This is a genomic window from Pseudomonas sp. MF5691, from assembly GCF_016405645.1.
Lineage (GTDB): Bacteria > Pseudomonadota > Gammaproteobacteria > Pseudomonadales > Pseudomonadaceae > Aquipseudomonas > Aquipseudomonas shahriarae.
On the sequence record NZ_JAEKDC010000002.1, the window covers coordinates 59,277 to 72,034 of the forward strand.

The following is a 12,758-nucleotide window of genomic DNA, read 5'->3' on the forward strand; positions in this document are numbered from 1 at the left end:
AGATGATCAAGTCGAGCGCATTTTTTGCAGGGCTGATCTTCGGCCTGGGTCTACTCCTGGCAGGCATGGCGAACCCCGCCAAGGTATTGGCTTTTCTTGATGTGGCCGGGGCCTGGGATCCGTCACTCGCACTGGTGATGGGAGGAGCTATCGCAGTGGCGGTTATTCCCCTGAGTTGGGCGCGCAAGAACAAGCGATCGTTGCTAGGTGCCCCCATGCAGTTACCGATTAGCCGAGAGTTGGATACCCGCTTGATTGGCGGCAGCCTGGTGTTCGGTATAGGTTGGGGAGTTGCGGGGATCTGCCCTGGGCCAGCCGTCGCTATTCTGCTTACGGGGCATGGGCAAATCATCATATTCGTATTGGCCATGTTGGCCGGTATGTACGTGTTCTCTCTATTGGATCGTCGACGCACGACCTGATTAGGCGATAGACGTGAAAGCGAATGACCCAGGCTGAACCCCAGGCCACGTCTGAACATCACTGATCCTTGTCGATCGACTGCGGATGCCTCGGGTCCGCAGCCTGCTTGCCCGGCAGGCTGCCTTCGCTGCGAATCTGCGCATGGCTGATCAGCGCGAAGATAAAACTGCCGCCGATGATATTGCCCGCCAGGGTCGGCCCGGCAAATACCAGCCAGAAGTCCTTCCACGGTAGCTCGCCGGCAAATACCAGATAGGACACCTCCGCCGAACCGACGACAATGTGGGTGAAATCACCCAGGGCCATCAGGTAGGTGATCAGGATAATGATCCACATCTTGGCGCTTTCCATGGACGGGATCATCCACACCATGGTGGCGATCATCCAGCCGGAGACGATGCCTTTGGCAAACATCTGGCCCGTGTCGTTCTCCATGACCTTGCGCCCGATGTCGAGGAAGGCCAGGTCGGTCTTGGTGTCGAAAATAGGCAGGTGCAGCATCACGTAGGCCACCAGCAAGGTGCCGCAAAGATTGCCCACCAGTACCACCGTCCACAACCGCAGCAGGCGCCCGGCATTGCCCAGGGTCGGCTTGCTCATCACCGGGAGCACGGCGGTCAGGGTGTTTTCGGTGAACAGTTGCTGGCGCGCAAGGATCACCGCGAGAAAACCTGCGCAGTAGCCAAAGCTGGCAATCACCTTGAAGCCTTCACCGCCCGGCAGGCGTGAGTTGAGCAGCCCCATGGCCATTAATGACAGGCCCATGGTCAGGCCGGCGGCCAGCGCCGACCACCACAGCGCCGCGACGCTGCGCTCCAGTTCCTGGTCGCCCTGGGTGCGAATGATTTCATGCAGCACCGCTGCCCTGGGCGGTTGGTTCTTGTCCACATCCTGCTGCTCTTCCTGCGACAGGTTGGGAGTTTTGCCGTCTTTTTGGGTGGCCATGATGTTCCAGTGTCCAAGGGGTGCCTGTAGCTACGACACGCTGGCGCAGTGGCTGTTCAGTGGCCGGAGAACTAAAGCGGGATGCGCCAGGCCTTGGCCATTTCCACGGTGGTCGAGCTCAGTGGCTTGGACCAGGGTTTATTACGCGCACCATAGTGTTCAATGATGTCGTCGAGCACCCGATTGAACTCGGCCGGCGTCGTTGCCGTGGCCAGGTCGCGCGCGGCCCGCTGCAGAAGCTCGACGTTGGCGGCCGTCTGGCCTGCACGGTAGAGGGAGGGGTAGATGACTTCGCGGGTGAAGTTGTCGGCTTTTACGGCAATATCCCGTCGCTGCATTTGAGCCACGGCACTGGTCATGACCTTGGAGGTTGGCGTGGAAGCCCCCTGATTGTGCTTGGCAACCACCTGCAACAGTTGCTGGAAGTTATGCTGCCCAGGGGCGTTAAGCCGCCGCCCCAACCACTCGATATGCTGGGGCCGGGTAACCAGTGCATCCAGGTTACGCAGCGCAGAGAGCAACCCAGGCGTGAAGACCAAAGTATTGCCTGCCTTGTTGGCCTCGGTAATCGCTGCGTCCAGGGCTTGCAATGCCTGCTGTGCCTGCTTGCGAAAACGCAGCACATTCGCCGCGGCGGGATCCTTCTGGAGTGCCACTTGCACGCTGGCAAGCATTGCATCGTCCATCGCCAGCACCGCGTCGTCCAATGACTCGAACAAGTGCCGCTCACGCACCTTGCTGCGCTGCTCCTGGTGCTGCGTCACCGCTTGCCGGGCCTGGGCCTGCAAATGCTTTTTCTGCTCGGCGGTCATGGTGAAATTGACCGTGCCACTGAGCAGGCCACTAAAGTCACCTTTGGCGGATTTGAGCGGCAGCACCACGGTTTGCTCGTTAAATTCCTTGAGGCGTTGCTGTTGATAGGCACCTGCAGCCGTATGGGCAGTGCCTGTCAGTTTGTCCGCAACAGCGCTTATGACGCTGCCGCTCTTTTTCTGCGATGCAGGAGCCTGGGACTCGAATTTGACGATCAACGACTCCGGCTGGCTCAGCGGGCTCTCGAGAAACGAGCGATCGATCACCCCGGGTGCCGGGGTGTTGAGCACCAAGCCACCGTCCTGGAAAAAAGTGGTTTCCCCCCCTGCCTGAAACCCATGGCCTTGCTCGGCAGGGCTTTTGAACAGTCCCGGTAGGGAGCCCGAGATATGCGCGGCGCGGGCAATGTCCATATCCGGGGTCAGGCTGGCGTTGAACACCACCAACTGCGGGCGACCATCGAACATGCCGGTCCCCGTGATGTTCAGTTGCTTGATCGCCGGGATATGCCTGCTCAGCACGTCAAGATCAGCAAAGGTTGGTGCCCCTCCGGCGCTCAGCCTGTCGGCGATTTTCATCACTTCGTCGGGGCGGGCTGCCCTGGGCATGGCGGCAATATGGGCCAGGATCGACTTGCGTGACTCGTTACGGATCAGGTCTTCGAGCGAGTGCGCCTGGGTTTGCAGGCGCGGCATCATGGTCAGCAGCAATTGGGAAATGTTGCCCGCCGGGCCTGGCAGGCGCCCGGCAAGTTTGCCGAGGCTCGCCCCGGCATTTTGCAGCCAGGCCGTCAAAGGGTTGGGGCTGTTGAGCAGGCTGGGCAGATCAATGCTGTTTGAGAGCGTGCCGAAGGCCTTGGCTCCCATACCACTGGCCAGCAGCGCTGCAGAAATCGCACCGGCAGATGAACCAGAAATGGCGGAGATGCCTGGCAGTGTTCCGGTTTCTTCAAGGGCCTGGACCATCCCGGGGAAGGCGATGCCCTTGGCGCCACCGCCGCTGAGTACCAGATGGCTGACCGCAGGGGGTGACAGCACCACCTCCACCTGCCCCTTACTGTCTCGAAACAGGCTCAGCTTTCGCGGGCCGACGCCCTCGACCAAGGGTGTCTTGGTGCCTTGGGCGGGGGGTGGCGGGGGTTGCCGCGATGACGGCTGAGTCTTGGCAGCCGGGTTGGCGGTCACTTTCATTGCGGGCTCTCTCTACAGGATGTGGTCCTGAGTGCAGAGAAAGCCTGGAAGCGATCCACCCGGACAGATTTGGTAAATCAAATCAGGCCGGGCCGGGGTTACTCAGTGAGGTTGTCATCCTGGAACTGGTCTTTCACGTACTTGATCTCGGTACGCCCGTGGGGTGCCGGCAGACCGTCTTCGCCGAGGTTGACGAAGACCATTTTTTCCACGGTGAGGATGCTTTTGCGCGTGATCTTGTTGCGCACTTCACAGGTCAGGGTGATGGAGGTGCGGCCAAACTCGGTGGCGGTGATGCCCAGCTCGATGATGTCGCCCTGGCGCGAGGCGCTGACAAAATTGATCTCGGAGATGTACTTGGTCACCACACGCTGGTTGCCCAGTTGAACGATGGCGTAGATCGCCGCTTCTTCGTCGATCCAGCGCAACAGGCTGCCACCGAACAGGGTGCCGTTGGGGTTGAGGTCTTCGGGTTTTACCCATTTGCGGGTGTGGAAGTTCATGTTCACTCCAAAGCGTCTTGCCGAATGATGGGCAACATCATGGCAGAGCGCCGGCCCAAGCTCTATGAGCCATTGCCTATCAGCACCATGAACGATCTTCATGCCCCCGACAGAAAGGCTTGGGAAGTCAGGCGCAGGCAGCTATAATCGCCACCGCTTCAAAACGGTCATCTGTGACTGATACCGTTCTCCCGCCACCTGTCCGAGGGGCGCTGCAGCAGGCCCTGGCCTGTCAGGCTCGGATGGGGCGTTGCCCGGCCGGGTTGTCCTGGCTGGATACTAAACGCACAACGGCGCCCATTCGCACACTACGAATGGAGGCTCTTCATGAGCGCTGTAATCACGCCTGCAGGTTTTACCGACTACAAAGTCGCCGACATGTCCCTCGCTGCCTGGGGCCGTCGCGAAACCTTTATCGCCGAATCCGAAATGCCAGCCCTGATGGGTCTGCGCCGCAAGTACGCCGCTGAACAGCCGCTCAAGGGCGCGAAGATTCTCGGCTGCATCCACATGACCATCCAGACTGCCGTGCTGATCGAAACCCTGGTTGCCCTGGGTGCCGAAGTGCGCTGGTCGTCCTGCAACATCTTCTCGACTCAGGACCAGGCCGCTGCCGCCATCGCAGCCGCTGGCATCCCTGTCTTCGCCTGGAAAGGCGAGACCGAAGAAGAGTACGAGTGGTGCCTGGAGCAAACCATCCTGAAAGATGGCGCGCCTTGGGATGCCAACATGATCCTCGACGACGGCGGCGACCTGACCGAGCTGCTGCACAAGAAGTACCCGGCCATCCTGGACCGCGTCCATGGCGTGACCGAAGAAACCACCACCGGCGTACACCGCCTGCTGGACATGCTGGCCAAGGGCGAGCTGAAAATCCCGGCCATCAACGTCAACGACTCGGTGACCAAGAGCAAGAATGACAACAAGTACGGCTGCCGTCACAGCCTCAACGATGCGATCAAGCGCGGCACCGACCACCTGCTGTCGGGCAAGCAAGCCCTGGTGATCGGCTACGGCGACGTGGGCAAGGGTTCGTCCCAGTCCCTGCGTCAGGAAGGCATGATCGTCAAGGTCTCCGAAGTTGACCCGATCTGCGCCATGCAAGCCTGCATGGACGGTTTCGAAGTGGTCTCGCCGTTCATCGACGGCCAGAACGACGGCACCGAAGCGAGCATCGACAAAGCCCTGCTGGGCAAAATCGACCTGATCGTGACCACCACCGGTAACGTCAATGTGTGCGATGCCAACATGCTCAAGGCCCTGAAAAAGCGCGCCGTGGTGTGCAACATCGGGCACTTCGACAACGAGATCGACACCGCTTTCATGCGCAAGAACTGGGCATGGGAAGAAGTCAAACCTCAGGTGCACAAGGTTCACCGTACCGGCGCTGGCGATTTCGACCCACAGAACGATGACTACCTGATCCTGCTGGCCGAAGGCCGCCTGGTAAACCTGGGTAACGCCACTGGCCACCCAAGCCGCATCATGGATGGCTCGTTCGCCAACCAGGTACTGGCGCAGATCTTCCTGTTCGGCCAGAAATACGCCGACCTGTCGCCCGCCCAGAAAGCCGAGCGCCTGACCGTGGAAGTACTGCCGAAGAAACTCGACGAAGAAGTGGCCCTGGAAATGGTCCGCGGCTTCGGCGGCGTCGTGACGCAACTGACCAAGACCCAGGCCGACTACATCGGCGTGACGGTTGAAGGTCCGTTCAAGCCGCACGCCTACCGCTACTGATCGGCCTGTTGCCTGCTCTCCATGTGGAGGGCAGGCTTCTGTGGGAGCGGGCTTGCTCGCGAAAGCGATGTTTCAGTATCAGGTATGTTGACTGAAACTCCGCTTTCGCGAGCAAGCCCGCTCCCACATTGACGGTGTATGTCTTCCGGTTTTTTGAGTTTCCAAGGGTATGACCATGTCCCAAGACCGTCGCTACAGCTTCGAGTTCTTCCCGACCAAGACCGATGCTGGGCATGAAAAATTGATGGCGACTGCCAAGCAGTTGGCCAGCTACAACCCCGACTTCTTCTCCTGCACCTACGGCGCAGGCGGCTCGACCCGTGATCGCACGATCAACACCGTACTGCAACTGGAAAGCGAAGCCAAAGTGCCCGCCGCGCCGCACCTGTCCTGCGTAGGCGACAGCAAGGCCGACCTGCGCAGCCTGCTGACCCAATACAAGGCCGCCGGCATCAAGCGTATCGTCGCCCTGCGCGGTGACCTGCCATCCGGCATGGGCATGGCCAGCGGCGAGTTGCGCTATGCCAATGACCTGGTGAGCTTCATTCGTGAAGAGACTGGCGACCACTTCCATATCGAAGTAGCCGCCTACCCGGAAATGCACCCTCAGGCGCGCAATTTCGAAGACGATCTGCGCAACTTCGTGCGCAAGGCCGAAGCCGGCGCCAACAGTGCGATCACCCAGTACTTCTTCAACGCCGACAGCTACTTCTACTTCGTCGAGCGCGTGCAGGCCCTGGGTGTGAATATCCCAATCGTGCCGGGCATCATGCCGATCACCAACTACAGCAAGCTGGCGCGCTTCTCTGACGCCTGCGGTGCAGAAATCCCACGCTGGGTACGCAAGCAGCTGGAAGCCTATGGCGATGACGTCAAAAGCATCCAGGCCTTTGGCGAGCAAGTCATCAGTGAAATGTGCGAAACCTTGCTGCAAGGTGGCGCGCCGGGCCTGCACTTCTACACCCTGAACCAGGCTGACCCGAGCCTGGCAATCTGGAACAACCTCAAGCTGCCACGCTGAGGCTGCCCCTTTGTACCGCCAGCCGGGATTCCTTCCCGGCCCGGCGGCACAATAAAAGTTCAGGTTTGCGGCCTGAAGATCCCCGATCCAGAGCTTCTCTTTAACCTGCGACAGTCGTAACCTCAGGGTATGCCCGTCATTTTCCAGCTGTTGACCGCTGTCCTTTTCACTTGCCTGAGCCTGACCGCCCACGGCGAGAAATTGCGCATTGTCACCGAACCCTGGGCCCCTTACGTCTACGAAGAAAACGGCCAGATGCGCGGGCTCGACTACGAGGCCACCGTCATCGTGTTCGAGCGCCTGGGGATCGAGGTGCAATGGCAGTTCCTGCCCTGGAAACGTTGCCTGGCCATGCTCGACCAGGGCCTGGCCGATGGCGCGCTGGATATTTTCCACAGCCACGAACGCGACGCGGCGCTGCTTTATCCCAGCGAACCGCTGTCCCAGGTTGAGTTTGTGATGTTCTACGCCAACGAGCGCCCACATCCGTTCCAGACCCTGGATGACCTCAAAGGGCTGACCATCGGCACCTCCCCCGGCTACCTGTATAGCGCCGGGTTCAGCGAATCCACCCTGTTTACCCGCGAGCCGGCCCCCAGCCATGAGGCCAACTTCGGTAAACTGGCCCGTGGCCGGATTGATCTGGTGATCACCGACCGCCGGGTTGGCCAGCATGTGCTCAAGGAGTTAGGCCTGGAACACCACGTTACCCAGGCGTCGCCGGTGATCAGCAGCCAGAAACAATTCCTCGCCGTACGCCGTGGCGCGGGCATGGACTTGCTGGTGCAGCGCTTTGGTGCCGAGCTCAAGCGCTTCAAGCAAGAGCCCGCCTATGCCGCCCTGAGTGCAAAATATGCCGGCAACAGTGCCAAAACTGCCCCCTCGCCGCCGCTGGAGCAAACCGTTGAGCAGCAGGAAAGCGGCGCGCGGTGATTGCTCTGTTATACTCCGGCCTTTCCGCCAGGCTTACGCCCGGCCGTTGTGGTCGTATAACAGGCATCCAACCCCGCTACTGCGCAGCTTTGCAGCCCGCGCGAGCCGTTGGAGTGCCTGCCAGCCCCAGCAGGACCGGACGGGGTTGCGTTCCTCTAAACGCGATTCACGCCCGGCAAGATTATCCCTTTGGGCCAAGCCCTAACTACAAACAGGATTACTCATGTCCTTTGCTTCCCTCGGTCTCTCCGAGGCTTTAGTCCGCGCCATCGAGGCAGCGGGCTATACCGAGCCTACTCCGGTGCAACAGCGGGCTATTCCCGCCGTGTTGCAAGGTCGCGACCTGATGGTCGCGGCTCAGACAGGTACTGGTAAAACCGGCGGCTTCGCCCTCCCGATTCTGGAGCGGTTGTTCCCCAATGGTCACCCGGACAAATCCCAGCGTCACGGCCCGCGCCAACCCCGCGTACTGGTCCTGACCCCTACCCGCGAACTCGCCGCACAAGTGCATGACAGCTTCAAGCTGTACGCCCGCGACCTGAAGTTCGTCAGTGCCTGCATCTTCGGCGGCGTTGGCATGAACCCCCAGGTTCAGGCCATGTCCCGTGGAGTTGACGTGCTGGTCGCCTGCCCTGGTCGTTTGCTCGACCTGTGTGGCCAAGGCAGCGTCGATCTGTCCCACGTGGAAATCCTCGTGCTGGACGAAGCCGACCGCATGCTCGACATGGGCTTTGTCCATGACGTGAAGAAAGTCCTCGCGCGCCTGCCGGCCAAGCGTCAGAACCTGCTGTTCTCGGCAACGTTCTCCAACGACATCACCGCCCTGGCCGGCAAGCTGCTGCACAACCCCGAGCGCATCGAAGTCACGCCGCCCAACACCACGGTCGAGCGTATCGAGCAGCGGGTGTTCCGCCTGCCAGCCAGCCACAAGCGCTCGCTGTTGGCCCACCTGATTACCGCCGGTGCCTGGGAACAAGTGCTGGTGTTCACCCGCACCAAGCATGGCGCCAACCGCCTGGCCGAGTACCTGGACAAGCACGGCCTGACCGCCGTCGCCATCCACGGCAACAAGAGCCAGAACGCGCGGACCAAGGCCCTGGCCGACTTCAAGGCCGGCTCCGTACGGATCCTGGTCGCCACCGATATCGCCGCCCGCGGCCTGGATATCGACCAACTGCCGCATGTGGTCAACTTCGAGCTGCCAAACGTCGATGAAGACTATGTGCACCGTATCGGCCGTACTGGCCGTGCCGGTCGTTCGGGCGAGGCCATTTCCCTGGTCGCCCCGGATGAAGAAAAACTGCTGAAAAGCATCGAGCGCATGACCAAGCAGAAAATCGCCGACGGCGACCTGATGGGCTTCGATGCCAGCACCGTAGAAGCCGAAAAACCGGAAGTGCGCGAGCGTCCGGACGTGCGTAACCCGCGCAACCCACGTGGTCCTAAGGGCGATGGCCCGAACGGCGGCGGTGGTGGCGGTGGTCGTCGCGACAAAGGCAAGGACAAAGGTGGCAAAGACAAGGCACCTACCAACGGCCGTGGCGAACGCCCAGCCCGCGAGCAAAAGCCCCGCGAAGGCACCCCGGCCCGCGAACAGCGCCAGCCGAGCCAGCCGCCACGCGCCGCAGCCGACCGCGCACCGGACGAGTTCCTCGACGATGACGTGGATAACTTCGGTAACCGCGTGGACTACGTGCCACAGGCCAAACCGGCCCAGGGCCGTGGTCGTCGCCCAGGTGCCCCGGCACCGGGCGCTGGTGCAGGCGCTCCGCGCACCGGCGGCCAGCCACAGGGTCGCCAGAACGGTCCGCGCAGCAGCAACGGCGCTACCACCGGCACCCCACCGGCCAAGCGCAATGGTCCGCGTAACGGCGCACCGCGTGATGGCCAGGCCCGTCGCGAAGAGTCGCGCAACCGCCGCCCTGCACGTGATGAGCAGCCACGCGCCTCGGAACCTGCCGTGCAGAACCCGCGCAGCGGCACGACGCCGAAGATCATCCACAAGGAGTCGAAAAGCGATCGCTTCCCGACACCTGAGCAGTTGGATCAACTGCCAGGCCGCCCTCGTGGTGAAAAACCAGCGTTGCTGACCCGCAACCGCTGATTTTCAAAGCGCCATGAAAAATGCCCCGCATCGAAAGATCCGGGGCATTTTTATGGGCTCGACAACGATCAACTGCAGAAGCTGGCTTGCCTGCGATGACGGTACTTCAGCCTGCATCGCAGGTGGCTGACCTGCCGCTATCGCAGGCAAGCCAGCTCCTACATTGACCGTATTCCAGGCTAAAAAAAACCGGATCTCACAATCCGGTTTTTTATGCAGCCTGCGAATTTACTTCGTTTTGACACCTTCCAGCGTGATGTCCAGGTCTACAGTCTGGGAAGTCGGGCCAGGGCCTTTGACGCCGAAGTCATTCAGGTTCAGCGTAGTCTTGGCGTTGAAGCCAGCACGTTCGCCGCCCCACGGATCCTTGCCTTCACCGTTGAACGTGGCCTTGAAGGTCACAGGCTTGGTCACACCGTGGAAGGTCAGGTCGCCGGTCACGTCAGCCGTTTTTTCACCGGTTGGTTTAACTGCGGTCGAAACGAACTTGGCATCGGCGAACTTGCCAACGTCCAGGAAGTCCTTGCTGGCGATGTGCTTGTCACGTTCAGCGTGGTTGGACCACAGGCTGGCGGTTTTCACGTCGACGGCGATTTTGCTGGCTTCAGGCTTAGCGGCATCCCAGCTGAACGTACCATCCCAGTCCTTGAAGGTACCGTGGATGTAGCTGTAGCCCAGGTGGCTGATTTTCCAGTCGATGAAGGCGTGCTGGCCTTCCTTGTCGATCTTGTAATCAGCAGCCATCACCTGACCGGCAGACAGCAGAGCAGTACCGATTGCCAGAGCGGCGAGAGTCTTTTTCAACATGCTTTCTATTCCTTGTGAGTCGAGGTTGAACATCAGGCTTTGCGCCCCAGCATACGAACCAGGGTCGCGTCACGATCAATGAAGTGGTGTTTCAACGCGGCCACGCCATGCAGGCCGGCAAACACCACCAGCACCCAGGCCAGGTAAAAATGCACCAGGCCGGCTACGTCTGCCTGGTCCGGTAGACCGGAAACCACGGCAGGAATTTCAAACAGGCCAAACACCGGGATCCCGACACCGTCTGCGGTGGAAATCAGGTAACCGGCAATCATCACGGCAAACAAGCCGACGTACAGGAACCCATGGCCAAACGCCGCGCCGATACGTGTCATGCGGCTATAGCTGGCCAGTGCGGGCGGCGGCGGGCTGAGCAGGCGCCAGACAATCCGCACCAGCATCACGGCGAATAGCGTAATACCGATGCTTTTGTGCAAGTCCGGGGCGTCTTTGCGCCACAGGCTGTAGTAGTCGAGGCCGACCATCCACAGGCCCAGCGCGAACAAACCAAACACCACCAGCGCCACACTCCAGTGGATAACGATGCTGACCCAGCCGTAGCGGGTCGATGTGTTTCGTAGTTGCATTCCCCAAATCCCGTAAGAGCCGTGCCCAAGACTAGCGTTTTACTTATCGACATAAAGCGGAAAATTTCGCTTCAAAAGATCGACTTATCCGATATTGAGCCTATGAACAGTAAATTAACTAGGGATTAAGGACTATTCAGCACAAACGTGACAGACCGTCCTACATTTACTGCCAATTCACCGCCCATGGGTTGTGACACAGCCCACCATTGCATAGGCTTGCGCGATTGTTTTGCCTGCGCAGGCAGTGGCAGCGCTTCGAGGAGACTAAAAGATGGGCTTGAATAACCAGTGGATGCAACGCGACCTCGCCGTGCTGTGGCATCCCTGCACCCAGATGAAAGACCACCAGCAACTGCCGCTGGTGCCGATCAAGCGCGGTGAAGGCGTATGGCTGGAAGACTTCGAAGGCAAGCGCTATCTCGATGCGGTCAGTTCGTGGTGGGTCAATGTGTTCGGCCACGCCAACCCGCGTATCAATCAGCGCATCAAGGACCAAGTGGACCAACTGGAGCACGTGATCCTCGCCGGTTTCAGCCACCAGCCGGTGATCGAGCTGTCCGAGCGCCTGGTCAAGCTCACCCCCGAAGGCCTGACCCGCTGCTTCTATGCCGACAATGGCTCGTCGTGCATCGAAGTCGCGTTGAAGATGAGCTTTCACTATTGGCTCAACCGCGGCCAGCCGAATAAAAAGCGCTTTGTCACCCTGACCAACAGCTACCACGGCGAAACCATCGCCGCGATGTCGGTCGGCGATGTGCCGCTGTTCACCGAGACCTACAAGGCCCTGCTGCTGGACACCATCAAGGTGCCCAGCCCGGACTGCTACCTGCGCCCCGCAGGCATGAGCTGGGAAGAACACTCGCGCAACATGTTCCAGGCCATGGAACAGACCCTGGCGGACCACCACGACAGCGTCGCCGCGGTGATCGTCGAGCCGCTGATCCAGGGCGCCGGTGGCATGCGCATGTACCACCCGGTGTACCTCAAGCTGCTGCGCGAAGCCTGCGACCGGTATGGCGTGCACCTGATCCACGACGAAATCGCCGTGGGTTTCGGCCGCACCGGCAGCATGTTCGCCTGTGAGCAGGCGGGCATCCGCCCCGACTTCCTGTGCCTGTCCAAGGCCCTCACCGGTGGCTACCTGCCGCTGGCCGCCGTGGTCACCACCGAAGATGTGTACAGCGCCTTCTACGACGACTACCCGACCCTGCGCGCGTTCCTGCACTCCCACAGCTACACCGGCAACCCGCTGGCGTGTGCGGCGGCCCTGGCGACCCTGGATATCTTCGAAGAAGACAACGTCATCGAGAACAACAAGGCCCTGGCCCAGCGCATGGCCACGGCCACCGCGCACCTGGTGGACCACCCCCATGTGTCGGAAGTGCGCCAGACCGGCATGGTGCTGGCCATCGAGATGGTCCAGGACAAGGCCACCAAGACCGCCTACCCCTGGCAGGAACGGCGCGGCCTGAAGGTGTTCGAGCACGCCCTGGAACGCGGCGCATTGCTGCGCCCGCTGGGCAGTGTGGTGTACTTCCTGCCGCCGTACGTGATTACCCCGGAGCAGATCGACTTCCTCGCTGAAGTGGCCACTGAAGGCATTGATATCGCCACCAACAGCACAGTCAGCGTGGCCGTGCCCAAGGACTTCCACCCAGGCTTTCGCGACCCCGGCTGATTGAACCCACCCCATTA

11 protein-coding genes and 1 riboswitch are annotated in these 12,758 nt (G+C 60.7%); of the genes, 6 read left to right on the forward strand and 5 right to left on the reverse strand.

Features of this window, described 5'->3' with window-relative positions; genetic code table 11:
• The first annotated feature begins 2 nt into the window (after window positions 1-2).
• A complete protein-coding gene (locus JFT44_RS02935; RefSeq protein ID WP_057440342.1) occupies window positions 3-422 on the forward strand; it encodes a DUF6691 family protein in 420 nt (139 codons plus the stop codon).
• Window positions 423-480: 58 nt separating this feature from the next.
• Here JFT44_RS02935 and JFT44_RS02940 read toward each other — a convergent pair whose 3' ends face one another.
• From JFT44_RS02940 to JFT44_RS02950, 3 genes are all read right to left on the reverse strand, one after another.
• The gene (locus tag JFT44_RS02940; protein ID WP_057440222.1) at window positions 481-1,368 is read right to left on the reverse strand and encodes a formate/nitrite transporter family protein; all 888 of its coding nucleotides are present in this window, start codon (window positions 1,366-1,368) and stop codon (window positions 481-483) included.
• Between the two features lie 71 nt (window positions 1,369-1,439).
• Window positions 1,440-3,371, reverse strand: a complete 1,932-nt coding sequence (locus JFT44_RS02945) for a patatin-like phospholipase family protein (RefSeq protein ID WP_198830340.1) — start codon at window positions 3,369-3,371, stop codon at window positions 1,440-1,442.
• 98 nt (window positions 3,372-3,469) lie between these two features.
• Window positions 3,470-3,874 carry an acyl-CoA thioesterase gene (locus JFT44_RS02950; protein ID WP_057440220.1) on the reverse strand — a complete coding sequence of 135 codons (405 nt, stop codon included), beginning with the start codon at window positions 3,872-3,874 and terminating at the stop codon, window positions 3,470-3,472.
• A gap of 198 nt (window positions 3,875-4,072) precedes the next feature.
• A riboswitch (S-adenosyl-L-homocysteine riboswitch) is annotated at window positions 4,073-4,180 on the forward strand.
• 21 nt (window positions 4,181-4,201) lie between these two features.
• On the opposite strand from JFT44_RS02950, the gene ahcY reads away from it, so the two are divergent.
• The 4 genes from ahcY to JFT44_RS02970 all read left to right on the forward strand — a co-directional run bounded on the left by ahcY (window position 4,202) and on the right by JFT44_RS02970 (window position 9,669).
• A complete protein-coding gene (gene ahcY, locus JFT44_RS02955; protein WP_038444076.1) occupies window positions 4,202-5,611 on the forward strand; it encodes an adenosylhomocysteinase in 1,410 nt (469 codons plus the stop codon).
• 175 nt (window positions 5,612-5,786) lie between these two features.
• Complete coding sequence (gene metF, locus JFT44_RS02960; protein ID WP_057440341.1) at window positions 5,787-6,632, forward strand: methylenetetrahydrofolate reductase [NAD(P)H]; 846 nt, start codon at window positions 5,787-5,789, stop codon at window positions 6,630-6,632.
• A 129-nt stretch (window positions 6,633-6,761) separates the two neighbouring features.
• Window positions 6,762-7,565, forward strand: coding sequence for an ABC transporter substrate-binding protein (locus tag JFT44_RS02965; RefSeq protein ID WP_057960862.1), 804 nt, complete (start codon window positions 6,762-6,764; stop codon window positions 7,563-7,565).
• A gap of 223 nt (window positions 7,566-7,788) precedes the next feature.
• Window positions 7,789-9,669 (forward strand): DEAD/DEAH box helicase, encoded by a 1,881-nt coding sequence (locus tag JFT44_RS02970; protein ID WP_057440348.1) that lies wholly within the window; start codon window positions 7,789-7,791, stop codon window positions 9,667-9,669.
• Between the two features lie 228 nt (window positions 9,670-9,897).
• Here JFT44_RS02970 and JFT44_RS02975 read toward each other — a convergent pair whose 3' ends face one another.
• Both JFT44_RS02975 and JFT44_RS02980 read right to left on the reverse strand, forming a co-directional pair.
• Window positions 9,898-10,476 carry a YceI family protein gene (locus JFT44_RS02975; RefSeq protein ID WP_057440349.1) on the reverse strand — a complete coding sequence of 193 codons (579 nt, stop codon included), beginning with the start codon at window positions 10,474-10,476 and terminating at the stop codon, window positions 9,898-9,900.
• 32 nt (window positions 10,477-10,508) lie between these two features.
• Window positions 10,509-11,060 (reverse strand): cytochrome b, encoded by a 552-nt coding sequence (locus JFT44_RS02980; RefSeq protein ID WP_120734276.1) that lies wholly within the window; start codon window positions 11,058-11,060, stop codon window positions 10,509-10,511.
• Between the two features lie 274 nt (window positions 11,061-11,334).
• On the opposite strand from JFT44_RS02980, the gene JFT44_RS02985 reads away from it, so the two are divergent.
• Entirely contained in the window at window positions 11,335-12,741 is a 1,407-nt protein-coding gene (locus JFT44_RS02985; RefSeq protein ID WP_120734277.1) for an adenosylmethionine--8-amino-7-oxononanoate transaminase, read from the forward strand.
• Window positions 12,742-12,758 lie beyond the last annotated feature (17 nt).

Excerpts from the sequence above, each read along its gene's own strand:
- JFT44_RS02975 (WP_057440349.1), bottom strand. The coding sequence starts at position 10,476 with ATGTTGAAAAAGACTCTCGCCGCTCTGGCAATCGGTACTGCTCTGCTG.
- metF (WP_057440341.1), top strand. The coding sequence starts at position 5,787 with ATGTCCCAAGACCGTCGCTACAGCTTCGAGTTCTTCCCGACCAAGACC.
- JFT44_RS02985 (WP_120734277.1), top strand. The coding sequence starts at position 11,335 with ATGGGCTTGAATAACCAGTGGATGCAACGCGACCTCGCCGTGCTGTGG.
- ahcY (WP_038444076.1), top strand. The coding sequence starts at position 4,202 with ATGAGCGCTGTAATCACGCCTGCAGGTTTTACCGACTACAAAGTCGCC.
- JFT44_RS02950 (WP_057440220.1), bottom strand. The coding sequence starts at position 3,874 with ATGAACTTCCACACCCGCAAATGGGTAAAACCCGAAGACCTCAACCCC.
- JFT44_RS02970 (WP_057440348.1), top strand. The coding sequence starts at position 7,789 with ATGTCCTTTGCTTCCCTCGGTCTCTCCGAGGCTTTAGTCCGCGCCATC.
- JFT44_RS02940 (WP_057440222.1), bottom strand. The coding sequence starts at position 1,368 with ATGGCCACCCAAAAAGACGGCAAAACTCCCAACCTGTCGCAGGAAGAG.
- JFT44_RS02980 (WP_120734276.1), bottom strand. The coding sequence starts at position 11,060 with ATGCAACTACGAAACACATCGACCCGCTACGGCTGGGTCAGCATCGTT.
- JFT44_RS02935 (WP_057440342.1), top strand. The coding sequence starts at position 3 with ATGATCAAGTCGAGCGCATTTTTTGCAGGGCTGATCTTCGGCCTGGGT.
- JFT44_RS02965 (WP_057960862.1), top strand. The coding sequence starts at position 6,762 with ATGCCCGTCATTTTCCAGCTGTTGACCGCTGTCCTTTTCACTTGCCTG.
- JFT44_RS02945 (WP_198830340.1), bottom strand. The coding sequence starts at position 3,371 with ATGAAAGTGACCGCCAACCCGGCTGCCAAGACTCAGCCGTCATCGCGG.